Here is a 21,984-nt window from a genome sequence, read left to right as displayed (position 1 = left end):
CGTCCTTTCGTAAAAATTTTTCACTATGGCAGGAAATATGAGTGGCAGTCAGACCTTAGTGGTCAAATTGGGTACCAGCGTTCTCACCGGCGGCTCCCGCCGGCTGAATCGGGCGCACATGGTGGAACTGGTTCGTCAGTGTGCGCAGCAGCACGCGGCGGGCCACCGCATTGTGATTGTGACCTCTGGCGCGATGGCCGCCGGACGCGAACATCTGGGTTACCCCGAACTGCCGCCCACCATCGCCTCAAAGCAGCTGCTGGCTGCGGTGGGGCAGAGCCGTCTGATTCAGCTGTGGGAACAGCTGTTCTCAATCTACGGTATCCATATTGGTCAGATGTTGCTGACCCGTGCCGACATGGAAGATCGCGAGCGCTTCCTGAATGCCCGCGACACGCTGCGCGCGCTGCTGGATAACCACATTGTGCCGGTGATCAATGAGAACGATGCCGTCGCCACCGCTGAAATCAAAGTGGGTGACAACGACAATCTCTCGGCGCTGGCGGCGATGCTCGGCGGTGCCGACAAGCTGCTGCTGCTGACCGACCAGCAGGGACTGTTCACTGCCGATCCGCGTAACAATCCTGAGGCTGAGCTGATCAGTGATGTCCATGTGATCGATGATGCGTTGCGTGCCCTGGCGGGTGACAGCGTATCGGGTCTCGGCACAGGCGGCATGTCGACCAAGCTTCAGGCAGCGGATGTCGCCTGCCGCGCCGGTATCGATGTCATCATCGCCTCAGGCAGTCGCAGCGGCGTGATCAGCGATGTTATTGACGGCAAGCCGGTCGGTACGCGCTTTCATGCGCAGCAATCGCCGCTGGAAAATCGTAAACGCTGGATTTTCGGTGCGCCTCCGGCCGGTGAACTCACTGTCGATGATGGTGCGCTGGCGGCAATTATTGAACGCGGCAGTTCGCTGCTGCCGAAAGGGATCCGTGCTATCCAGGGGAATTTCTCGCGCGGTGAAGTGATCCGTATCCGCAGTTTGCAGGGCAGGGATATCGCGCATGGTGTTTCACGCTACAACAGCGACGCGATGCGGATGATTGCCGGTCATCACAGCCAGCAGATCAGTGAAATCCTGGGCTATGAATATGGCCCGGTGGCGGTTCACCGCGACGACATGATCGTCAGTTAAGGAGCGGACAATGCTAGAAGAAATGGGAAAAGCGGCCCGCGCCGCAGCTTACACCGTGGCCGATCTGTCGACTGCAGAGAAAAATCAGGTTCTGATGACCATTGCCGACCGTCTGGAGGCGGAAAGCGCAGACATTCTGGCGGCCAATGAGCTGGATTTAGCCGATGCGCGTCAGAACGGCATGAGCGCCGCGCTGCTGGACCGGCTGACACTTAATCCGCAACGCCTCGGCAGCATCGCCAGCGATGTGCGCCAGGTCTGCCAGCTGGCCGATCCGGTGGGGCAGTTAATCGATGGCGGTCAGCTCGACAGCGGCTTGCGCATTGAACGCCGTCGCGTACCGCTGGGCGTGGTGGCCGTGATTTACGAGGCGCGTCCCAATGTCACGGTGGACGTTGCCACTCTGTGCCTGAAAACCGGCAACGCCGCCATTCTGCGCGGCGGCAAAGAGACCTGGCGCACCAATGCGGCCACCGTTCGGGTGATCCAGAACGCGCTCAAACAGCACGGTCTGCCTGCGGCGATCGTTCAGGCGATCGAAAATCCGGATCGCGAGCTGGTGAATCAGCTACTGAAGCTGGATCGCTACGTCGATATGCTGATCCCGCGTGGCGGAGCCGGGCTGCACAAGCTGTGCCGGGAAAACTCTACCATTCCGGTGATCACCGGCGGCATCGGCGTCTGTCACATTTACATTGATGAGACGATGGAGATCGAACCGGCACTTGATCTGATCGTCAACGCCAAGAAACAGCGTCCCAGCGCCTGTAACTCCCTGGAAACGCTGCTGGTGGATCAGGCGATTGCCGATCGTTTCCTGCCCGCCTTCAGCGCGCGTATGGCGCAGGAAGCGATCGCACTGCATGCTGACAGCAACGTGCTGGCGCAGCTGCAGCAAGGCCCGGCATCGGTCACGCAGGTGAATCCACAGCAGTACAATGATGAGTGGCTGTCGCTGGATCTTAACGTCAGATTAGTGGCGGATATGGATGAGGCTATCGATCACATCCGTACGCACGGCACGCAGCACTCGGATGCCATCCTGACCCGCAATACCCGCAACGCCGCGCGTTTTGTCCGTCAGGTCGACTCCTCAGCGGTCTATGTCAATGCAAGCACCCGCTTCACCGATGGCGGACAGTTTGGCCTGGGCGCCGAAGTGGCAGTCAGTACCCAGAAACTGCATGCCCGTGGCCCGATGGGATTAGAGGCGCTGACTACCTATAAATGGATAGCCTGGGGCGACGATACGCTCCGGCCATAACTGCCATAATTTTTAACAAAGCGGGAGTCTTTCAGAGACTCCCGTTTTTTTTAGTTCCATTTTCCGGTCCAGCGAAAGATAGAGTTTTCTGCGCGTCAGCTTAATTTCCATTCCGGTCTCATCACTGCTGGCCACTATTCTGGCTGATATTCACGCAATTTCTTACGGAACATTCCTGAAAGCCGGGGCTGTACGCGGCCTGAGGCAATATTTTTTGTTCAGCGGCGGGCTGAAGCGGATAATGATTATCAGCAATGCTTGATAAAGCGGTTAGGTAGTAAACGAGCGGTAATATAAAATGAACTGGTAGCAATAATGAAAATAACATCCAGTATCTCTTCTATGGCTGATTATTAACTAATGGTTAAAAAAGAAAGTACAAGACAAGCTTTCACCGCCAGGCTGATAGCGGCCTGTGAGAGTGCCGGCATTGCCGGACATGGACGAAACAAACAGGTTGCCAGAGCCCTGCAGCAGCAAGGCTGTAAGATTTCAACGCCGGGAGTGTGGAAGTGGTTTAACGCGCAGTCAGTGCCGGATGGTGGCAACTTACTGGCACTCAGCCAGCTACTGGGGGTCAGGGTAGAGTGGCTGCAGTACGGTATGGAACAACCTGCTGAGCCGGTGGTGTTAAGTGCGCTCTCCGCTCAGAAGAATGTGTTTCGGATTGATAGCCTCGACATTGGTCAGCGAAGTGCTGCGGGCCTGCCCGCGCGTGATGAGTTTGTCGAGACTATCCAGGCGATCGAATATGGTCTGGATGAGGCGCGGGTGCTGTTCAACGGTCGCCCGGCGGAAAACATCCGGTTAATCGCTATCAACAGTGACTCAATGGCTGACACCTTTGCGCCGCGCGATCAGCTGTTTGTGGATATCAGCGTGCGGATGTTCGACGGCGACGGCATCTATATTTTCACCCTCGATGAGCAGCTTTATCTCAAGCGCCTGCAGCTGCAGCACAAGAAAATTGCTGTAATATCAGACAATAAACGCTATGAAACCTGGTATCTTAATCATGATGACGTCACCAGCCTGAAGGTGCTGGCCAAAGTGATCATGAGTCAGGCGCGTCACTATCAAATTCTCGGCTAAGGCCGTTTCTGGCACTTTCCCCGGGAGGCCTGCAAAAAAATAATCGGCATAAATTCATAAATTTAACCAGCGGTAAATAAAAAATTAACCAACAGTGTTTGATAAAGCATAAGAACCTGTTAATAATTTGGATATGGATGAACGAAGCTGTTCTTTCAGGGATGAGCCGCTCTTAAACAATTGAGGCGCTGCACAAGCGCGAATCATACCACCCAAAAGTCAGTGAACTTTGGGATGGGGTGGATGCGCAAAATGCAGCGTCGTCAGATGCCGTTTATTTCCCCTCGCTTACTTTCCACCTGACTGCTAATGCAGCCGGGCGGCGAGCGTGCGACCGTAATATACGACATTCGGGCCCGTTCGGTTCGCCGAAAGCTCGCGCCTGCCACCCCATCGCCAAAGACTCATTCACAGGAGGAGTTATGGCGATAATTCACTATGGCAAAAGCGTTTTTATAGGCAACGCACGTACTCGTCGCCACCGGCGGCGCCAACCTCTCAGCAGCCTGACACAGAGCATCGACCAGGCCCTGAATCTCCCAACTGAAACACCCACCCTGAGACGTGCAGAGCAAATCTGTCAGCGTCAGGTCGCCCCGCGCGTTGACCGCGCAATCACTGCACCCCGCGTCACCAGTCAGGAAACACCCAGTTTCGACAATTGCTGTCTTCCGCACGTTCATCTCTACGCAGTGAGTTGAAACGCGCAGAAAGCGCATTTTTCCGTTCCGGCTAACTCTTCGTTTTCTCCAGTTCTCACTGGGCGCAATTTGCTGAATTACTGTTCAGTTTTGCTGCAGGGTCAGTAAGGCCTTCTGCTGCGCCGTGCTGGGTAATGATCAGCGAGCGTTATGTATTTCTTTTCACAAGGCTGAGTTGCTTTAACCCGTCATTGAGGAGTTGTTATGAGCCAGATAATCGCAGTACTGAATTTTGAAGAGGGGTATGTCGACACGCCCTATCTCGACACGCTGGGCTTTCCCACAGTGGCCGGCGGCATCCGCATTGGACCCAAGGGGGCGTCTCTGAGTAATTACGTTTTCTGCGTGCCACGGCGCGTCGGTGATGTCTGGAAGCAGTGCATTCTTGAAAACAAAATTCAGGAGATGCAGGGCAGGGAGCTGCTGCGTAATGCGCTGGCGAAGTGCAACGACGCCCGCACCGACGTGCTGCTGAGCATGGCTTATCAGCTGGGCGTTGATGGAGTCCTGCAGTTCAAAAATATGCTCAGCGCGATCGTCGCTGAACAATTCAATGAAGCGGCTGACGCGATGATGAACAGCCTCTGGGCCCGTCAGACGCCTGGCCGTGCCCGTCGCCACGCAGAGATGATGCGCAGCGGAACCTATGCGGTTTACAGGGGGTTGTTATGAGATGGCTCATGTTTCTCGTCGCCGTGCTTACGGCAATCATCATTCTGCTGCTGCTGCAGCGCTTTACCACCCTGCAGTTTGTCTCTCATGCCCGCCTGCTCTTTAAAACCTGGTCTGTCTGGCTCGCGTCGCTGGGTTCCATGCTCAGTGCCTGGGCGCAGTCGTTTCCTTCTGCCGCCGTTGATGCCTGGAATGTGCTGCCGGAGGACGTGAAATCGATCCTGCCACACAACTACCTGGGGCTGGTGGGCGCGTTCATGGTGGCGATGGGAGTGATTGCTCAGTTTGTACGTCAGAAAAACCTGCTCAATGCGAAGGAGCAGGCTGAAGGAGCGAAGCCATGACTCTGATTACCACCTTACTGGGCGGCAGCTGGCACTGGCTGGCCGCACTCGCTGCTGTCATTGCGGCGCTGGGCGCCAGTTATTTCGGCGGCAAGAAAATCGGCAAAGTGCAGCAAAAAGCGCGTTCTGACGTCGATAACGCGCAACAGGAGGCGTCCCGCGTCACCGCGGTGGCGCAACAGCAACAACATAACCGCGAGGAGGCTAACCGTGTGGCGACTGACAATCATAGCCTTGATGACGCTGCTGCTCGCGACAAGCTGCAGCAGTCGAAATACCACAAACCCTGAGCCGGTGGCGATCACCGACTCTGCCTGCGTACTTTTTTCCCCTCTTTATACCTACGGCGATGACGCGCAAAAAATGGACGTTCGTACGGTGCGCGCCATCAACACCCACAACGACATGTGGGACTCCCTTTGCGGCCATCCGGCTGCGGCTAAGTAGTGCGCTGATTTCAGCGCGATATCTCTATGATCCTGAGGAGGATTCTATGATCGAAGTTAACTCTTTTGCTGAACTGCGTACCACTGTTCCACCAAAATCAGGTGAAGTCGCGAGCCTTAAACGCTATTACGATAAGGACTCCAGCTTCCGTGGCGGCGCAGACTTTGTTGGTTTCCTCAGCACCACTCCGCTGAAAGATGATGGCGGTACGGTGGCGGTGGGTAACGGTTTCTACTGGAAGCGCACCATCAACGATCCCGCCGAAGTGAACATTCTGCACTTTGGCGCGAAAGGGGATGGCGTGACCGATGACACTGAAGCCTTTAAGCGGATGCTGGCATGGACACAGTCTTACAACGCCTACGCGAAAGCCATTCCGGTGCGTTTTCCGGGGGGCCGCTTCCTGATTTCACCTATCGATATCAGCGATACGGAGTTGTCGTTTTTTGGTCTGGCAGGCGATGATATGGAACAGGGATCGTCACCGCGCACCACCATCGTTTCTGACAAAAGCGCAAATCCCGTTTTCAAGGTTATGGCACGCCGTATCGCCATCCAGGGTATCGCCTGGCACGGGCAGGCTAATGCTGATATCTCCGCCAAAACTACCATCAGGCCTGAGCAATGCAGTAACGTTCAGCCGTTTTTCGAGAATACGATTACGGGTGGACAGGTCGTCAACATCTACTGTTTCAAGTCACAAAGTAGCGGGGGGACCGTCTTCAAACTGCAGGATACGCTCGACAGTAAGTTCGATCAGATCTACACCTCTAACTCGTTTGCCCGGGTGTTCGATGTGGGCTGGTCAAATGCAGCGAAAGGGAACTGGGACCACTCAACCGCGATTGAGCTGTGCAATTCCAACTTCCAGTCGGGCTACGGTGATGCAATCCTCTACATGCCGCGCATGACTCAGGGGATCATACGCAACGTCTGGATTGAGCATTCGCTTAATCCAGGGGATCTGTCGGATGGTGGCTGGACTATTGATACGCTCAACATTGAAGATTGTGCTGCACCGCTCAACCTCAATAATGCACGCGTGATAATGCGTCAGATTAACCTGCAGGCGGGGGCGAAAATCACCAATGATGTGGCCGGAAACAAATGGTTATCGACCTTTGAATATGGCTATCGTCGGGATGAGAATTACGGCACGTTCATGACCGGTTCGCTGCGTGCCGGCTATTACAGTGGCTATAAAGTGGTGAACAACACCGATACCGATAACTGGTATCGGCTGGGGCAGCTCTTTTTCCCGGCGCCCAATCAGCAATGGGTGATGGAGTTGATCGGGAAAGCGGATGCCACCACGCCCTCCGGCACTGCCGGTTCACCGGTAAATATGCCGGCCACCGGTAAAACCCTGATCAACCTGCAGCGACTGGAGACGGTCTGGGCCGATGCTTACCACATGGGGCAGCCTTCCGTGCTGGACATTCGTTATGGCCGGGTAGGGACCACCTATGCCGTAATCTGGGTCAAGCTGAGAGCTAACAGCGGCGAGACCATGTTCAACCTGAAGACCACCGGTCCGACCCGCTTCGATACCGGTTCCTGTTCGCTGTTCCAGTCGGATATGACGGTGGTTACGGACATCACCAAAATCAGCAACCTGAAACCCGCTGCACGTTTTGGCATGCACAACGGGCTGGCGGGCATCGGGGCCAACGAAAAAGGGGTGGTTACGCTGGCTACTGCTGCGGGTACGCCGACCAATAAGACCGCTCCGACCGGTTTCGTGCTGATCAATATCAACGGCGTGGACCGTAAGGTTCCTTACTACGATTGATGACTGGCATGTTTTGGGCGAGGCTCCGGCCTCGCCCTTTTTTGATCTGACATTATCTCCGCTTCTTTTTACGTCGCCAGAAAGGTCACAGTTGCACTGCGAAGCCAGACAGTCTCCCTGACACAGCCTTTCGCCTTCATCCTCGTCAGCGGGCTGATTGCGATTAATTTGAATTACGGCTTGCGTCACTTTAATAAGTGTGGCCTAATGAATCGTCGGTTTGATTAACAGACACTATCAAAGTAAGTAACCAAAGCAGTTCTCATCTCTAAGTTTGTCGCGAGACATCCCTTCTTTTTGAGTCTTCTCTTACGTTCTGATTAAAATCTGTTCTCAGGCCATTATGTATGCCGGAAGGCTCGATATATTAAGGATTTAAGCATGTCTAACAAAATTCGCGGTACCGTTAAATGGTTTAACGCAGAGAAAGGCTTCGGTTTCATCTCTCCTGCAGACGGCAGCAAAGATGTATTCGTACATTTCTCTGCAATCCAGGGCACCGATTTCCGTTCATTAGATGAAGGTCAGCAAGTTGAATTCACAGTAGAAAATGGCGCCAAAGGCCCAGCTGCTGCGAACGTTGTTGGTCTCTAAGGACTGAAAATTACTTTTAAATGTCCTCACTGTAGTGGCTCACAGTTTCGTACATCACATTTTGATGTTACAAGAGCCAACCCGCATGGAGCGAAATGCATTTTCTGCAAATCTGTCGTGGTTCAGGTGAACATGGCAAGGATTGCAATTCAGAGCCAGCTTCGCGCCCTCTGATTAAGGCTAGTGAGCTTTATAGCGTTGTTGCATTTACAGTAATAAAAGGCTGCCTCTGGCAGCCTTTTTTGTTTCTGCGTTTTCTCCTTCTCAAACCTCACGTTTTTCCTCGTAACCTGCCTGTTTACCTGCACTTCCCCTGTTAAATTTTTTACCGTTTACCGTTTACCGTTTACCGTTTACCGTTTACCGCTTACCGCTTACCGCTTACCGCTTACCGCTTACCGCTTACCGCTTACCGCTTACCGCTTACCGCTTACCGCTTACCGCTTACCGCTCAACTGCCTGTAACCTATCCGCTCTTATCGTCACCATGCTTTAACCGGCCCGCCGAAGCAGGCCGTTGAGAGGGATTAACGCAGTACGGGTTGCAGTGAGAGCTTACCGGTATTAAACACGCTCATCGCTTGTGCCATACGCTCTGCCTGATCCTGCAGTGCTTGTGAGGCGGCTGACGCTTCCTGTACCAGCGCGGCGTTCTGCTGCGTCACCGCTTCCATCTGGGTAATCGCCTGATTGATTTCATTAATGCCGCTGCTCTGCTCGCTGCTGGCAATAGTGATTTCGCTCATGATGTTTGCCACGCTCTGCACGCTGTTCACTACTTCACCGATAGTAGAACCGGCGTGCGTCACCAGCTTGCTGCCTTCATCGACTTTAGCGACGGAATCTTCAATCAGTACCTTAATCTCTTTGGCCGCTGAGGCTGAACGCTGCGCCAGATTACGCACTTCACTCGCCACGACCGCAAAGCCACGACCCTGTTCACCCGCGCGTGCCGCTTCAACCGCGGCATTCAGGGAGAGAATATTGGTCTGGAAGGCGATGGAGTCGATAACGCTGATGATATCGACAATTTTTCGTGAGGAGAGGGCGATCGCTTCCATCTTCTCAATGACCTGCTCCATCACCACGCCACCTTCACGCGCCACGCTGGAAGTGGTGGAAACCAGGTGATTGGCTTCACGCGCGTTGTCGGCATTGTGTTTCACGGTCGATGTCATCTGCTCCATAGCAGAGGCGGTCTCTTCCAGCGAACTGGCCTGCTGTTCGGTGCGGGTAGAAAGATCAAGGTTCCCGCTGGAGATCTGATTAGAGGCCACAGCAATAGTGTCGGAGCCGGTACGCACTTCAGTCACAATCGACAGCAGATTATCGTTCATTCGTTGCAGCGCCTGCATCAGGACGCCGGTTTCATCGCGTGAGGTCACCTGCATCTGTGAACTCAGATCGCCTGCGGCAACGCGTTCAGCAACGTCAACCGCTGCAACCAGCGGACGCACAATAGAACGGGTCAGGAAGTAGCCCAGCAGAATAGACGCCAGAATCGCCAGCGCGGAGAAAATCAGCGTAATGGAGATAGCCGACTGACCATTTTCCACAATACCCTGACCTTCACTGCGCAGCTGTGCGTCCTGAGAGTTGGCAAAATCCACGGCATCCTGAAGGAATTTGTTCTGGGTGGCGGTCATTGATTTCAGGACATAGGTGCTGGCAGCCTCAAAATCACCCGCTTTCACCAGGGTGATCAGCTCTGCTTTAACCTTCTCAAAAGCCTGGGAAGAGGCAAGCAGACCGGCGATCTTTTTCTTGCCGACCGGCGTGACCTGAATATCTTCGATCTTTTTCATCGCACTGTTGGTGCGCTGCGTGGCTTCATCCAGCTGACCATAACGCTTCACATTCATTTCCGGACGTGTCGTGTCGATCACCATGCCGCGCAGGTATTTGATCTGATCGTTGACGCCATCGCGCACATCAAATGCCAGTCGTACTTTCACATAACGATCGTCAACGATCGAGGCGATCGCCGTATTAATGCTGTTAATCCTGGTTATGGATGTCACGCCAATCACTATCAGTAACGTCACAATAATACCGAAGGCTGCTGCGAGCCGCATTCCCACCTTCATATTCTTGATACTGAACATGTTCTCTTCCCCGTTTTATTATTAATCAATTTATTAGCAACACTCAGGTTTCCTGCTGTTGTGCGCAGTGCCTTGCTGATGTCTGTGGTCACAGCCGCAGGCAAAAAGGTGATCTCGCGCATACTGTTATCGGAGCGCGATGTTGTAGCTTTAATAATTTTTAAGTAATAACGCCGGGTGAATAAATAGTCAGTAAAAAACATCAGAAAGGGTTAAGTAATAACCAGAGGAAATTCAGACAAAAAAAGGGCTGTCAGCAGTGATGCTGACAGCCCGATCCAGACAAGGATGAATGGATTCAGAAAACTAAGAAGTAGAGGCCTGTCCAGAACGCGACGCTTAACGTGACGGCGCTAATCCAGGCCAGCTGGCGTAAACGGCCACGCAGCAACTTTTGATGGGAAGGCGAAGCAGGTGCAGGCGTAACGGGTACAGTTTCAATGTGCATAGTCGGTTCCTGGTCAGGTCAGCCATTCCGCTGGCTAAAATGTAAAAGCGTGCCGGGGCATTCCTGGCGGCCCGCATTCGCTTAGCGGGCAGTATCCAGAACGTTGAAAATCACGTCTGACAGCTCATTCAACTCAAACTTCGCTACATAGCCGTCGGCACCCACTTTGCGCACGTGATCTTCGTTGGCGCTGCCAGAGAGTGAAGAGTGAATAACGACCGGCAGAGCCTTGAGGATCGGGTCACGCTTGATGTTGCGGGTCAGCGTAAAACCATCCATCTCTGGCATTTCCAGATCGGTCAGCACCAGGGCGATTTTTTCGTGAATCGATTCGCCGGCAGCCTGCGCTTCCTGGCTCATCAATTTAATTTTTTCCCATGCATCGAGACCGGTGTTAAACATCAGCGCCGGAATGCCCATACTCTTCAGGCCCTGCTCCAGCAGCTGACGCGCGACTTTGGAATCTTCTGCCACAATCGCCACTGCACCTGGGCGGTAGTTGAAGGCACGCGGTCTGGCCGCTTCCGGTTCGACGCCGCGCACTGATGGGATGATGTCATACAGGATTTGCTCAACGTCCAGCACCATCGCCAGCTCGTTGCTCTGCTTGTCACTGTCCAGGCAGGCGATGCTGGTAATGTTGCGGCCGCCGATACCGGCTTCGGCGGTATGCACCTGGCTCCAGTCGAGACGCACAATGTTCTCAACTGACTCCACGGCAAACGCCTGGGTGTTACGGGCATACTCGGTGACCAGCAGCAGGTTAAGACCGGTTTCCGGCACACAACCCGCCACGGCAGGCAGGTCGATGACCGGAATGAACTGGCCACGAATACTTGCCATACCCAGCAGCGGCGAACGCATGCCTGCGGCTTTGGTGATAGTGGGCATCGGCACAATTTCACGCAGCTTGAAGACGTTAATGCCAAACAGTTCAGACTTGCCTTTCAGCTGATCGGAACCTAAGCGAAACAGCAGCAGCTCAAACTTGTTCGATAACGCGAGGTTCGCTCTTTCATCGATCTCTTTCTGAAAATTATCCATGGTTGCCTCTGCATTAACGCAGCTGGTGAAATAGGGTGTGAACAGGTTATCGGCAGCAATCGAAAAAAGGTGAGAAGAGAAGGGTGAAATAAAACGGACGCCAATTAATGTGCCAGGATTAACCCTGAAGGTTCAACATGGACACCTTTCCAATAAAGGAGTGTGAAATGAAAAAAGTAATTTTGGCGTCGTTGCTGGTGATGATGAGTGCGGGTGTTTCGGCCGAAGAGGGTGGATACAAAGCAGGCGATACGCCGCCGTCGCAACACAAGCAGGATGCCGGCTATAAAGGTTCAGAAGATACCGGTCAGACGCACATTGATCAGATCCGCGATTTCCGTCAGGGCGGATATGTGACGCTGGAAGGTTACATCGTGAAGAAAGAGCAGGGCGAACGGTATCAGTTCCGTGACAACACCGGTACCTTACCGATTATCGCGCCGAAGAAGACCTTTGGTGGTAAAACCTACACCGCAGAAGACAAAGTACGCGTCAGTGGCAAGGTACAGGGCAAAGGGGATAAAACCACGCTGCATGTGACCCAAATCGAAGAGCCGTAACAAACCGGGCGAGGTAATTTCCTCGCCCGTTTTATTTAGTCCTTCAGCAGAATCGCCCGGCAGGTTTTGCCTTTGATTTTGCCCTGCTTGAGTTTCACCAGCGCATTTTTGGCCTGATTCGCTTCAATCGCCACGTAGGCGTGGGTCGGCGTCAGGACAATTTTGCCGATCTGCTCCGCGCGATAACCCGCTTCACCCGTCAGCGCGCCCAGAATATCTCCCGGACGTATCTTAGCTTTACGGCCACCATCAATGCACAAGGTCATCATAGCTGCAGGCAGCGGCTTGCTGCTGCCCTTTTTCAGCGTGCTGGCAGAGACCCACGGCAGCTTCTGCTGCAGGAAATCTTCCAGCGCATGCGCGCGAGCCATCTCATCGGCAGCAACCAGGCTGACCGCGACGCCATGTTCGCCCGCACGTGCCGTACGACCAATGCGGTGCAGGTGAATTTCAGGGTCCCAGGCGAGCTGATAGTTGACCACCATCGCCAGCGATTTGATGTCGAGTCCGCGTGCAGCGACATCGGTGGCGACCAGCACGCGACCACTGCCGTTAGCGAAGCGGATCAGCACGCGTTCGCGATCGCGCTGCTCCAGATCGCCATGCAAGGGCAGGGCGCTGATATCACGCGCGTTAAGCGCCGCGGCGACATCATCACATTCACGTTTGGTGTTGCAGAAGACCACACAGGATGAGGGCTGGCGATCGCTGAGCAGGGCTATCAGCAGACCCAGTTTTTCATTGTGGCTGGCTTCGAAAAACTGCTGATCGATTGAAGGCAGTTCGCTGACATCTTCTGTCACCACGCTCAGCGCATCACGCTGAAAGCGGGTGCTGATAGCCGTAATGCCGTCTGGCCAGGTGGCGGAAAAGAGCAGCGTCTGGCGCGAGGCGGGCGTCGCTTCAATGATCGTTTCCATATCATTCAGGAAACCCATCTCCAGCATCCGATCGGCTTCATCCAGTACCAGCGTACTGAGCTGGTCCAGCTTGAGGTTTTCGCGGTTGATGTGGTCGAGGATACGACCCGGCGTGCCGACCACGATATGGGGTGGATGCACCAGCGAATCACGCTGTGCGCTCATCGGCTGTCCGCCACACAGAGTAAGAACTTTGATGTTGCGGGTGAAGCGCGCCAGCTGGCGCAGCACATTGCCTACCTGATCCGCCAGTTCACGGGTCGGACAGAGAATCAGTGCCTGGGTCTGAAAGCGGGCACTGTCGATATGGTGCAGTAAACCAATACCAAAGGCAGCCGTTTTACCGCTGCCGGTTTTCGCCTGCGCGCGCACGTCGCGTCCCTGCAGAATGGCGGGCAGCGTGGCGGCCTGCACGGGCGTCATGCTGGTGTAGCCCATCTCGCGCAGGTTTTCGAGCTGGCTGTCGGGAAGCGAATTGAGGGTAGAAAAAGCGGTCACGGGCGCGGCCTCTGAGGCTGAAAGTGTAGGGCATTATTGCGGGGCAAGTCTGGCAGAAAGCACGCCTGACAGCAACGGGAACCTCGATGGTTAGCAGTATGAAACTATATCTGTCAGAGGGCTTAGGAATAGACTGAAGTTTACGGGAAAAAGGTGGTTTATTTTTATAGATTAACCCCGACTCCATGTGATTGTTCCTGGGTGACGATCTTTTGAGGCCAGTGATTATTTTATAAGTAGCCGTTTTTTAATATTTATTTCATTGTTAATCAGATAAATCCTTAACTACTACTCCAGTAATAGAATTAATCATTAAAAAATATCACCACTGGTGCCGATAAAAATCCTGAGCTAATTGCTTTATATTTAGCGCGCCATATTCCTGGTACAACGACCGGTAGAGGGTATTTGCATTGAGTAATCGCATCCAGGGACCACATGAAAATGTGCTTAAAATAGTAGGCCGCGCCGTACTGACACTGCATGTTCATGGAGAGAGCTTATCGGCTGATAAGATCGCTTCGATGATTGCGTGTTATGCGGAAGATGAGCCCTGTGATCAGGAAGATCGTCGCTTATACGCGCTGGCAATGGAACTAATGTCGAATGATAAATGGGCCAAAAGCGCGTAACCCGCACTCCGCTCAGGTAAATGCAGAGCCTCCCTTGTGGAGGCTCTGTTGTTTTTGGGGGGCGTATCAGGGGACAGGTTTGGGCAGTAAGGTCGCTTCTGGCAAATCCTGAGCAGGTATGTGTTAGCCGCAGAGCAGGCTTGAGGGAGCATACGCCCTCCGCAAAGACGCAACACCGCCACCCCTGGCAGGCTCAGCGCGGGCGATTACGCACCTCGTCCCTGAGGTGCGCCCGTAGCCGGGCCAACGCGTTGCGTTGTTCAAAAACGCTCCCGGCGTTTTTGTCCGCAGTCCTGCTGTTTCAGGCCGGGGCCAGCGCAAACACCGGTTTACCGCGCGAGAACGTCGCGACGACCGGCGAAATCCGTGCCACGGCTTCGGCGGAACAGCTCGCCGCTACCAGCATCATGCTCGCTTCATCGCCCGGTGCAGGCCACTGGCGTTCACCCTGGGCTGTCAGCGGCAGCCGATCGTCTGTGGCGATCGCCAGCGCCCGCGAGAGCGAGAACTCATCCGATCCCCGATAGAGCTGCGCATAGAGGTTCGCTTTTTCCAGCATGCTGCCGGTGCCAAACGGTGACCAGTGATCGATAACGCTGTCGGTACCGGTCATCACCTTCACGCCCGCTGCCTGTAATTGCGGAATCGGCATGGTCAGCTTGCCGATCGGCAGCGTAGAGGCGACGCTGAACTGCTGCTCCGCCAGCCCTTCGATCATCTTATCCAGCGTACTGCCGGACAGGGTCGCCAGTGCAAAACCGTGGCTCAGCGTCACTTTGCCCTTCAGCGCCGGATTCTTTGCCACGGTGTCAATCATGTACTGAATCGCCGCCACGCCAGCAGGTGAGGTTTCATGCAGATGTATATCCACGCCGCGCTGGTAGTCGAGCGCAATCTGGAACATCGCATCCAGTGACTTCTCCATGGCACCATCGACATTGGTGGGGTCCAGGCCGCCGACATACTCAACGCCGTGCTGCATCGCCTCGCGCATCAGCCCATCGACCTGCGAGTGCAGCAGGCCATGCTGTGGAAAGGCCACAATCTCGCAGGGAAAGGCGGGGTGACGGGCTAATGCCGCCTGCAGATGCTCCAGACTTTGCAGGCCGCTGACCGGATCGATATTGCAATGGCTGCGGGCGCGGGTGGTGCCTTTGGCGTGCAGCAGGGCGATTAACCCTTCGGCGCGCGCCTGAGAGTGCGGCAGCAGTTGCGGAATCAGCACCTGTTCACGCGCAATCATGTCCATAATGGTTTTGCCCTGACGGGGACGCGGAGCCTGCCACGGGCCGCCGTAGAAGGTTTTATCAAGGTGGATATGCATATCCTGGGTGGCGGGCAGCAGCAGGGCATCCTGTGCATCCCACGACGGCAGGGTGCTGTCACCCTGGCCGGCGGGTGTCAGCTGGTCAATTTTACCGTCGCGCATGCTGATGTCGTAACGCCCGGTCCGGGTCGCAACGATCTCATTATCCTCACGGATAAAGCCCTCCTCCAGCCGCACATTGCGCAGCAGATAGTGATCCTGCCGGGGCAGGGTGGCGGGCTGGTCGGGATTGGTGGAGGACAAAGGTGATGGCGTGGCGGCACTGGCCTGGCCGAGACCGGCGGCCAGCAAGCCGCCTGCGGCGGTCCAGCGGACGCTCTGGCCAAGGAAATCACGGCGGCTCGGCGAAGAGGAAATAGGCATCAGAGGCTCCTGCAAAGTGAACAAGGTCTTAATCTGACAAACGACGCTCCACCCTGCTGCATTATTTTCCACTGACGACTATTCGATATCTCACTGCCAGCGAAGCTGGCTGAAGGTTGCCAGGGATTGCGCCAGCTCGCGCTGCAGCGGATCCTGCGGATCTCGACAGAACAGCGCCAGTTCGAAGGTATCAATCACCGGCAGACCCTGTTCCGGGCCCAGTACCCGATGTTGCGGCAGGCGACAGCTGGCGGGCAGTAACGTCAGCCCCAGACCCTGCGCACTGGCGGCGGCCAGCGCGACAAGGCTGGCGCTGCTGTAACTAATGCGCCAGCTACGGCCCAGTGCATCGAGCGTCTGACATACCTCATCGCGATAGAGCCCCTGCTGGGGAAACAGCACCAGCGGTACCGGCGTCTGCTCAAAGCAGGGCCACTCTGCGCTATCGAGCCACAGCAGGGGTTCAGGACGCGACGCCAGCGGACGCTCGCCGTAGGGCTGCTTAATCAGCATGATGTCGAGCTCTTCACGCTGCCAGGCGCGCCGCAGCTCCACCTGCATGCCACTCATCACGTCCAGCCGAAGTTGCGGATGGTCGCGACTGAAGTGCGCCAGCAGACCGGCTGTGGGCGCGGCGAAATCTTCCGGCACGCCAAGACGCAGCACACCGTCGCGCCACTGGTCACTCAGCACATCGTGCGCTTCCCCATTCAGGGCGATAATCCGCCGGGCGTAGCCTAAAAGTTTCTCGCCCTCTTCGGTAATCTGCACCTGATGCGAGGAGCGGTTCAGCAGCTCTTTGCCGACCATCTCCTCCAGCCGTCGCACCTGCTGGCTGACGGTGGACTGCGACAGGTGCACCCGGTCGGCGGCGCGGGTGAAGCTGGCGGTTTCGCACACCGCGACAAAGCTGAGCAGCTGTTGCGGAGTAAACATCGGCTGACGATTCATATTTCCACTACCTGGCAGAGTAATATTTCATTTCCAGATAGTAACGACTGCTGCCAGGCTGGCAACTTTTAACTGTGTGGATCTCAGATGAAGAGAGAGAATAACCTGCTGCTGGCGGCGCTGGTGTTAGCCGGGCTCAATATGCGACCGCTGATGACCTCGGTCAGTCCGTTACTCGGCGAGCTGCGGCAGAGCATCGGTCTGTCGCCGCTGGCGGCATCGCTGTTGCCTGCGGTGCCGATGATGATGATGGGTGCCATCGCGTTAGTCAGCGCCCCGCTGATGCAGCGCTTTGCGGTACGTAAACTGCTGCTGGGGGGCCTGTTACTGCTGTTGCTGGCGCTGGTGAGTCGGCTGTTTGTGGCTGATGGAGGCTGGCTGGTGCTGAGTACTGTGCCGGGAGGGGCGGGCATTGGCATTGTGCAGATGGCGATGCCGGGATTGATCCGTCAGCGCTTTGGCAGCCGCAGTGCCGGCGTGACCGGACTGTGGGCAGCGGCGCTGATGGGCGGCGGTGGGATTGGCGCGGCGATCTCGCCGTGGCTGAATGGGCAGCTTGGCTGGCAGGGCGCATTGAGCAGCTGGGCGCTGTCGGTGGTGCTGGCCATCCTGCTCTGGCTGTTTATCACCACCCCACGTGCAGCCCGGACGGAGGCCGCCGCTCTGCCTTCGCTGTGGCGGAAAACCCGCGCCTGGACGCTGGCGTTGAGCTTCGGTCTGGTGAACGGCGGATATGCCATCTGTGTCGCCTGGCTGCCCGATTTTTATCATCAACTCGGCTGGAGCGCGCAGGCGGGCGGTTCACTGCTTGGCATGATGATCGGCTGTCAGGTCACGGGTGCGCTGCTGCTGCCCTTGCTGGCGCGGGGCCGCGATCGCCGTCCGCTGCTGCTGCTGACACTGGCGATGCAGTTCAGCGGCATGCTCGGTTTCCTGTTTGCGCCACAACTGGCGCCGTGGCTCTGGGCGGGGATTGCGGGCTTCGGGCTGGGCGGGGCATTTCCGCTGGCGCTGGTGCTGGCGCTGGATCATCTGGAGCAGCCGCAGGCTGGCGCGCGGCTGGTGGCTTTTATGCAGGGCGTCGGCTTTATTATCGCAGGCAGCATGCCGTTTATCGCCGGGCAATTGCATGCGCTCACCGGTCACTTCACCAGCGTCTGGTTATTGCAGGCGGCGGTTACGCTGCTGTTAATCGTGCTTAATCTGCGTTTCCATCCGCGCAGCTATCAGCACGCCTTTCCGGAGGTGAATCGCTGATTTTGGTCCGACCAATCCCGGTAATATTTTTCTCTGGTTCACACTCCGGGAAAATTCGCGCATCTTCTGTTGCCACAGGTTAACAATGCGTTAACTATCTGTTGCCATAAGCCCCGACACAACGGTTTGGTCTGACCAATCAGGGGCAGATGGCACCAGCGCTGCGGCTGCGTGCCACGTCACCTTTTGCTCTGGAGATACTGGCATGCAGATCTGGCAACAAAACTACGATCCGCTGGGTAATATCTGGCTTTCAAGCCTGATCGCACTGATCCCGATTCTCTTTTTCTTCTTTGCGCTGATTAAGCTGAAGATGAAAGGCTACCTGGCGGCCACCACCACCGTGGTGCTGGCACTGCTGGTGGCGCTGTTTCTCTATCAGATGCCGGTTGCACAGGCGCTGGCCGCTGTGGTGTATGGCTTTCTCTATGGCTTGTGGCCGATTGCCTGGATTATTGTCGCCGCGGTGTTCGTCTACAAGATCTCAGTAAAAACCGGCCAGTTCGACATTATCCGCGCCTCTATCCTGTCGATTACTCCCGATCAGCGTCTGCAGATGCTGATTGTCGGCTTCTCGTTCGGGGCGTTTCTGGAGGGTGCTGCGGGCTTTGGTGCGCCGGTGGCGATTACCGCCGCGCTGCTGGTGGGACTCGGCTTTAATCCGCTCTACGCCGCCGGGCTCTGCCTGATTGTGAACACCGCGCCAGTGGCCTTTGGCGCGATGGGCATCCCGATTATTGTGGCGGGGCAGGTGACCGGGCTGGACAGTTTTGCCATCGGCCAGATGGCCGGACGTCAGCTGCCGCTGCTCACCCTGATTGTGCTGTTCTGGATTATGGCGATCATGGATGGCTGGCGCGGAGTGAAAGAGACCTGGCCGGCGGTGGTGGTGGCAGGTGGATCGTTTGCCATTGCCCAGTTCCTCAGCTCCAACTTCCTGGGTCCGGAGCTGCCCGATATTATCTCGTCGCTCGCCTCGCTGATTTCGCTGACGCTGTTCCTGCGGGTCTGGAAACCGGTGCGCATCTTCCGCTTTGCCGATGCAGAGGCGAAACAGGGCGATCCGCTGCTGCCACCGCAGAAGTATCGGCTGGGGCAGGTGATCCGCGCCTGGATGCCGTTCCTGTTTCTCACCGCCACCGTCACGCTCTGGAGTATCCCGCCGTTTAAAGCGCTGTTCGCCAAAGGCGGTGCGCTCTATGAGTGGGTGCTGGCTATGCCGGTGCCGATGCTGAATGAGCTGGTGGCGCGGATGCCGCCCGTGGTCGGCACTGCAACCCCTTATCCGGCCATCTTTAAGCTGGATCTGGTGTCCGCCACCGGCACCGCTATTTTAATTGCGGCGATCATGGCGATGATTTTCCTGCGCATGAAGCCAAAGGCAGCATTGCAGACTTTTGGTGAAACGCTGAAAGAGCTGGCGCTACCGATCTACTCCATCGGGATGGTGCTGGCCTTTGCCTTTATCTCGAATTACTCCGGGCTGTCTGCAACGCTGGCACTGGCGCTGGCGCACACCGGCCACGCTTTTACCTTCTTCTCACCGTTCCTGGGCTGGCTGGGCGTCTTCCTGACCGGATCAGACACCTCATCGAATGCGCTGTTTGCTGCTTTACAGGCCACGACCGCGCAGCAGATTGGCGTCTCCGATATTCTGCTGGTGGCGGCCAACACCACCGGTGGCGTGACCGGTAAGATGATCTCGCCGCAGTCGATCGCCATCGCCTGTGCGGCGGTCGGGCTGGTGGGCAAAGAGTCTGACCTGTTCCGGTTTACCGTTAAACACAGCCTGATTTTCACCTGTATGGTCGGTGTGATAACCACGCTTCAGGCCTACGTCTTCCCTTGGATGATCCCATGAGCAGTAATGCCGATCCGCTGGTGATGCGCCTGCGGGCCTATATCACCGAACATCAGCTCGAGTCGGGCATGCGCCTGCCCGCCGAGCGGCAGCTCTCTGCGGAGCTTGGCGTCTCCCGCTCCTCGCTGCGTGAAGCGATACAGCAGTTGATCAGCAACGGCATGCTGATCAGCCGACGCGGCGGCGGCACCTGGATCCGGCAGCAGCTGGCGCCCTGGTCGGAACAGCGCATCGTCGAGCCGATTCGCCAGCTGCTGCGCGACGATCCCGACTACCGCTACGACATTCTGGAAGCGCGCCATGCCATCGAGGCCAGCACCGCCTGGCACGCTGCACTGCGCGCCACCGACGCCGACAAAGAGAAGCTGCAGTACGCTTTCGACGCCACCCTGAAGCTGAAAGAGAGTGACGATCCCGATCTCGCCGCCCAGGCGGATGTACGCTTCCATCTGGCGATTGCCGAGGCGTCGCACAACGTGGTGTTGCTGCAGACCATGCGTGGCTTTTTTGAGCTGCTGCAATCGTCGGTGATGCAGAGCCGTCAGCGCATGTATACCCAGCCCGCGATTTTCGCCCGCCTGACTGAACAGCATCAGGCGCTGCTCGATGCGATCCTCACGGGCGATGCCGAAGCTGCGCGCCAGGCGGCGATGCAGCATCTGGGATTCGTGCACACCACCATGAAAAGCCTGCATGAAGATGAAGCGCGTCAGGCGCGCATCACCCGCTTACCGGATAACGACACACGCAACCCAAAGGAATCTGACTGATGATTATCTCCGCTGCCAGTGACTATCGCGCGGCCGCGCAACGTATCCTGCCGCCGTTCCTGTTTCACTATCTTGATGGCGGTGCCTATGCCGAGCACACCCTGCGTCGTAACGTCGAGGATCTCTCGGATGTGGCGCTGCGCCAGCGCATTCTGAAAAACATGTCGGAACTGAGTCTTGAAACCAAACTGTTCAATGAAACCCTGTCGATGCCGGTTGCGCTGGCACCGGTCGGCCTGTGCGGCATGTATGCCCGCCGGGGTGAAGTGCAGGCGTCGCGCGCGGCAGACCTGAAAGGCATTCCGTTTACCCTGTCGACGGTCTCGGTCTGCCCGATTGAAGAGGTGGCCCCGCAGATTAAGCGTCCCATGTGGTTCCAGCTCTATGTGCTGCGTGACCGCGGCTTTATGCGCAATGCGCTGGAGCGCGCCAAAGCCGCCGGTTGCTCTACGCTGGTGTTTACCGTGGATATGCCCACGCCGGGCGCGCGCTATCGCGATGCGCACTCCGGGATGAGCGGCAATCACGCGGCGCTGCGTCGTTACTGGCAGGCGGTCACCCATCCACAGTGGGCGCTGGATGTGGGTCTGCAGGGGCGTCCCCACGATCTGGGGAATATCTCCACTTATCTGGGCAAGCCTACCGGGCTGGAAGATTACATCGGCTGGCTGGCGAATAACTTCGATCCCTCTATCTCGTGGCGCGATCTGGAGTGGATCCGCGAGTTCTGGGATGGACCGATGGTGATCAAGGGCATTCTCGATCCGGAAGATGCGCGTGATGCGGTGCGCTTTGGCGCCGATGGCATCGTGGTTTCTAATCACGGCGGACGCCAGCTGGATGGTGTGCTCTCCTCGGCGCGTGCGTTGCCAGCCATTGCCGATGCGGTAAAAGGTGACATCGCGATTCTGGCGGACAGTGGCATTCGCAACGGGCTGGATGTGGTGCGGATGATTGCGCTGGGCGCAGACAGCGTGCTGCTGGGACGGGCATTTATCTATGCGCTGGCAACCCACGGTCAGCGCGGCGTAGAAAACCTGCTGACGCTGATTGAAAAAGAGATGCGCGTTGCCATGACCCTGACCGGCGCGAAGTCGATCGGTGAAATCACCCGCGATTCGCTGGTGCAGGCGGAAGCGTTACTGGCACCGCAGAGCACACCGCCACGTCCCCGCGCGGTGAGTTGAGCCTGCGAAAATGA

21 protein-coding genes are annotated in these 21,984 nt (G+C 56.4%); 15 read left to right on the top strand and 6 right to left on the bottom strand.

Translation table 11 applies throughout. The features are described 5' to 3' along the window. Nucleotides 1–37: 37 nt before the first annotated feature. From proB to ymcF, 10 genes are all read left to right on the top strand, one after another. Nucleotides 38–1,141, top strand: coding sequence for a glutamate 5-kinase (proB, locus tag ACR8BN_RS14920; protein WP_010255198.1), 1,104 nt, complete (start codon nucleotides 38–40; stop codon nucleotides 1,139–1,141). A gap of 10 nt (nucleotides 1,142–1,151) precedes the next feature. Next, the gene (gene proA, locus ACR8BN_RS14915; RefSeq protein ID WP_031590372.1) at nucleotides 1,152–2,405 is read left to right on the top strand and encodes a glutamate-5-semialdehyde dehydrogenase; all 1,254 of its coding nucleotides are present in this window, start codon (nucleotides 1,152–1,154) and stop codon (nucleotides 2,403–2,405) included. Nucleotides 2,406–2,765: 360 nt separating this feature from the next. Then, entirely contained in the window at nucleotides 2,766–3,497 is a 732-nt protein-coding gene (locus ACR8BN_RS14910) for a S24 family peptidase (RefSeq protein WP_109654074.1), read from the top strand. Nucleotides 3,498–3,919: 422 nt separating this feature from the next. After that, nucleotides 3,920–4,198, top strand: a complete 279-nt coding sequence (locus ACR8BN_RS14905) for a hypothetical protein (protein ID WP_071941072.1) — start codon at nucleotides 3,920–3,922, stop codon at nucleotides 4,196–4,198. Nucleotides 4,199–4,402: 204 nt separating this feature from the next. Then, a complete protein-coding gene (locus ACR8BN_RS14900) occupies nucleotides 4,403–4,870 on the top strand; it encodes a lysozyme (RefSeq protein ID WP_434747066.1) in 468 nt (155 codons plus the stop codon). After that, the gene (locus ACR8BN_RS14895) at nucleotides 4,867–5,214 is read left to right on the top strand and encodes a hypothetical protein (RefSeq protein ID WP_031590367.1); all 348 of its coding nucleotides are present in this window, start codon (nucleotides 4,867–4,869) and stop codon (nucleotides 5,212–5,214) included. The genes ACR8BN_RS14900 and ACR8BN_RS14895 overlap by 4 nt, the downstream gene beginning before the upstream one ends. Continuing rightward, nucleotides 5,211–5,504 carry a hypothetical protein gene (locus ACR8BN_RS14890; RefSeq protein ID WP_061901721.1) on the top strand — a complete coding sequence of 98 codons (294 nt, stop codon included), beginning with the start codon at nucleotides 5,211–5,213 and terminating at the stop codon, nucleotides 5,502–5,504. Before ACR8BN_RS14895 ends, ACR8BN_RS14890 begins: the two co-directional genes overlap by 4 nt. Before the next feature lie 203 nt (nucleotides 5,505–5,707). Next, on the top strand, nucleotides 5,708–7,453 hold the full coding sequence (locus tag ACR8BN_RS14885; RefSeq protein ID WP_434747065.1) for a glycosyl hydrolase family 28-related protein: 1,746 nt from the start codon (nucleotides 5,708–5,710) through the stop codon (nucleotides 7,451–7,453). Nucleotides 7,454–7,834: 381 nt separating this feature from the next. Next, nucleotides 7,835–8,047 (top strand): transcription antiterminator/RNA stability regulator CspE, encoded by a 213-nt coding sequence (gene cspE / locus ACR8BN_RS14880; protein WP_003854408.1) that lies wholly within the window; start codon nucleotides 7,835–7,837, stop codon nucleotides 8,045–8,047. Nucleotides 8,048–8,050: 3 nt separating this feature from the next. Continuing rightward, complete coding sequence (ymcF, locus tag ACR8BN_RS14875; RefSeq protein ID WP_109654107.1) at nucleotides 8,051–8,221, top strand: cold shock small protein YmcF; 171 nt, start codon at nucleotides 8,051–8,053, stop codon at nucleotides 8,219–8,221. A gap of 353 nt (nucleotides 8,222–8,574) precedes the next feature. On the opposite strand, the gene ACR8BN_RS14870 is transcribed toward ymcF, so the two are convergent. From ACR8BN_RS14870 to ACR8BN_RS14860, 3 genes are all read right to left on the bottom strand, one after another. Further along, nucleotides 8,575–10,152, bottom strand: coding sequence for a methyl-accepting chemotaxis protein (locus ACR8BN_RS14870; protein ID WP_031590364.1), 1,578 nt, complete (start codon nucleotides 10,150–10,152; stop codon nucleotides 8,575–8,577). A gap of 298 nt (nucleotides 10,153–10,450) precedes the next feature. Beyond that, entirely contained in the window at nucleotides 10,451–10,600 is a 150-nt protein-coding gene (locus ACR8BN_RS14865; RefSeq protein WP_167861870.1) for a hypothetical protein, read from the bottom strand. A gap of 81 nt (nucleotides 10,601–10,681) precedes the next feature. Beyond that, nucleotides 10,682–11,644 (bottom strand): chemotaxis protein, encoded by a 963-nt coding sequence (locus tag ACR8BN_RS14860; RefSeq protein WP_434747064.1) that lies wholly within the window; start codon nucleotides 11,642–11,644, stop codon nucleotides 10,682–10,684. A gap of 167 nt (nucleotides 11,645–11,811) precedes the next feature. Here ACR8BN_RS14860 and ACR8BN_RS14855 point away from each other — a divergent pair, with 167 nt between their 5' ends. After that, a complete protein-coding gene (locus ACR8BN_RS14855; RefSeq protein WP_434747063.1) occupies nucleotides 11,812–12,204 on the top strand; it encodes a YgiW/YdeI family stress tolerance OB fold protein in 393 nt (130 codons plus the stop codon). Nucleotides 12,205–12,239: 35 nt separating this feature from the next. On the opposite strand, the gene dbpA is transcribed toward ACR8BN_RS14855, so the two are convergent. The 3 genes from dbpA to ACR8BN_RS14840 form a co-directional block, all read right to left on the bottom strand. Next, nucleotides 12,240–13,622: an ATP-dependent RNA helicase DbpA gene (gene dbpA, locus ACR8BN_RS14850; protein ID WP_010255222.1), complete on the bottom strand. Its 1,383-nt coding sequence runs from the start codon at nucleotides 13,620–13,622 to the stop codon at nucleotides 12,240–12,242. Nucleotides 13,623–14,555: 933 nt separating this feature from the next. Continuing rightward, complete coding sequence (locus tag ACR8BN_RS14845; RefSeq protein WP_434747062.1) at nucleotides 14,556–15,944, bottom strand: amidohydrolase; 1,389 nt, start codon at nucleotides 15,942–15,944, stop codon at nucleotides 14,556–14,558. A 90-nt stretch (nucleotides 15,945–16,034) separates the two neighbouring features. Further along, nucleotides 16,035–16,895, bottom strand: a complete 861-nt coding sequence (locus tag ACR8BN_RS14840) for a LysR family transcriptional regulator (RefSeq protein ID WP_031590361.1) — start codon at nucleotides 16,893–16,895, stop codon at nucleotides 16,035–16,037. 87 nt (nucleotides 16,896–16,982) lie between these two features. On the opposite strand from ACR8BN_RS14840, the gene ACR8BN_RS14835 reads away from it, so the two are divergent. From ACR8BN_RS14835 to lldD, 4 genes are all read left to right on the top strand, one after another. Beyond that, on the top strand, nucleotides 16,983–18,152 hold the full coding sequence (locus tag ACR8BN_RS14835; RefSeq protein WP_434747061.1) for a cyanate transporter: 1,170 nt from the start codon (nucleotides 16,983–16,985) through the stop codon (nucleotides 18,150–18,152). 205 nt (nucleotides 18,153–18,357) lie between these two features. After that, nucleotides 18,358–20,013: an L-lactate permease gene (gene lldP, locus ACR8BN_RS14830; RefSeq protein WP_010255230.1), complete on the top strand. Its 1,656-nt coding sequence runs from the start codon at nucleotides 18,358–18,360 to the stop codon at nucleotides 20,011–20,013. Next, the gene (lldR, locus tag ACR8BN_RS14825) at nucleotides 20,010–20,783 is read left to right on the top strand and encodes a transcriptional regulator LldR (protein WP_031590358.1); all 774 of its coding nucleotides are present in this window, start codon (nucleotides 20,010–20,012) and stop codon (nucleotides 20,781–20,783) included. Before lldP ends, lldR begins: the two co-directional genes overlap by 4 nt. After that, entirely contained in the window at nucleotides 20,783–21,970 is a 1,188-nt protein-coding gene (gene lldD / locus ACR8BN_RS14820; protein WP_434747060.1) for an FMN-dependent L-lactate dehydrogenase LldD, read from the top strand. Before lldR ends, lldD begins: the two co-directional genes overlap by 1 nt. Nucleotides 21,971–21,984 lie beyond the last annotated feature (14 nt).

Origin of the sequence: Pantoea sp. Lu_F5_004 (assembly GCF_051136245.1) — a bacterium.
Lineage (GTDB): Bacteria > Pseudomonadota > Gammaproteobacteria > Enterobacterales > Enterobacteriaceae > Pantoea > Pantoea agglomerans.
This window is presented reverse-complemented; position numbering and strand designations above follow the sequence as displayed.

Coding starts and splice junctions, on each gene's coding strand:
- ACR8BN_RS14865 (WP_167861870.1), bottom strand. CDS start 10,600: ATGCACATTGAAACTGTACCCGTTACGCCTGCACCTGCTTCGCCTTCC.
- ACR8BN_RS14845 (WP_434747062.1), bottom strand. CDS start 15,944: ATGCCTATTTCCTCTTCGCCGAGCCGCCGTGATTTCCTTGGCCAGAGC.
- ACR8BN_RS14860 (WP_434747064.1), bottom strand. CDS start 11,644: ATGGATAATTTTCAGAAAGAGATCGATGAAAGAGCGAACCTCGCGTTA.
- proB (WP_010255198.1), top strand. CDS start 38: ATGAGTGGCAGTCAGACCTTAGTGGTCAAATTGGGTACCAGCGTTCTC.
- ACR8BN_RS14890 (WP_061901721.1), top strand. CDS start 5,211: ATGACTCTGATTACCACCTTACTGGGCGGCAGCTGGCACTGGCTGGCC.
- cspE (WP_003854408.1), top strand. CDS start 7,835: ATGTCTAACAAAATTCGCGGTACCGTTAAATGGTTTAACGCAGAGAAA.
- ACR8BN_RS14885 (WP_434747065.1), top strand. CDS start 5,708: ATGATCGAAGTTAACTCTTTTGCTGAACTGCGTACCACTGTTCCACCA.
- ACR8BN_RS14895 (WP_031590367.1), top strand. CDS start 4,867: ATGAGATGGCTCATGTTTCTCGTCGCCGTGCTTACGGCAATCATCATT.
- ACR8BN_RS14840 (WP_031590361.1), bottom strand. CDS start 16,895: ATGAATCGTCAGCCGATGTTTACTCCGCAACAGCTGCTCAGCTTTGTC.
- lldD (WP_434747060.1), top strand. CDS start 20,783: ATGATTATCTCCGCTGCCAGTGACTATCGCGCGGCCGCGCAACGTATC.
- lldR (WP_031590358.1), top strand. CDS start 20,010: ATGAGCAGTAATGCCGATCCGCTGGTGATGCGCCTGCGGGCCTATATC.
- ACR8BN_RS14910 (WP_109654074.1), top strand. CDS start 2,766: ATGGTTAAAAAAGAAAGTACAAGACAAGCTTTCACCGCCAGGCTGATA.
- ACR8BN_RS14870 (WP_031590364.1), bottom strand. CDS start 10,152: ATGTTCAGTATCAAGAATATGAAGGTGGGAATGCGGCTCGCAGCAGCC.
- ACR8BN_RS14835 (WP_434747061.1), top strand. CDS start 16,983: ATGAAGAGAGAGAATAACCTGCTGCTGGCGGCGCTGGTGTTAGCCGGG.
- ACR8BN_RS14900 (WP_434747066.1), top strand. CDS start 4,403: ATGAGCCAGATAATCGCAGTACTGAATTTTGAAGAGGGGTATGTCGAC.
- proA (WP_031590372.1), top strand. CDS start 1,152: ATGCTAGAAGAAATGGGAAAAGCGGCCCGCGCCGCAGCTTACACCGTG.
- ACR8BN_RS14905 (WP_071941072.1), top strand. CDS start 3,920: ATGGCGATAATTCACTATGGCAAAAGCGTTTTTATAGGCAACGCACGT.
- ACR8BN_RS14855 (WP_434747063.1), top strand. CDS start 11,812: ATGAAAAAAGTAATTTTGGCGTCGTTGCTGGTGATGATGAGTGCGGGT.
- lldP (WP_010255230.1), top strand. CDS start 18,358: ATGCAGATCTGGCAACAAAACTACGATCCGCTGGGTAATATCTGGCTT.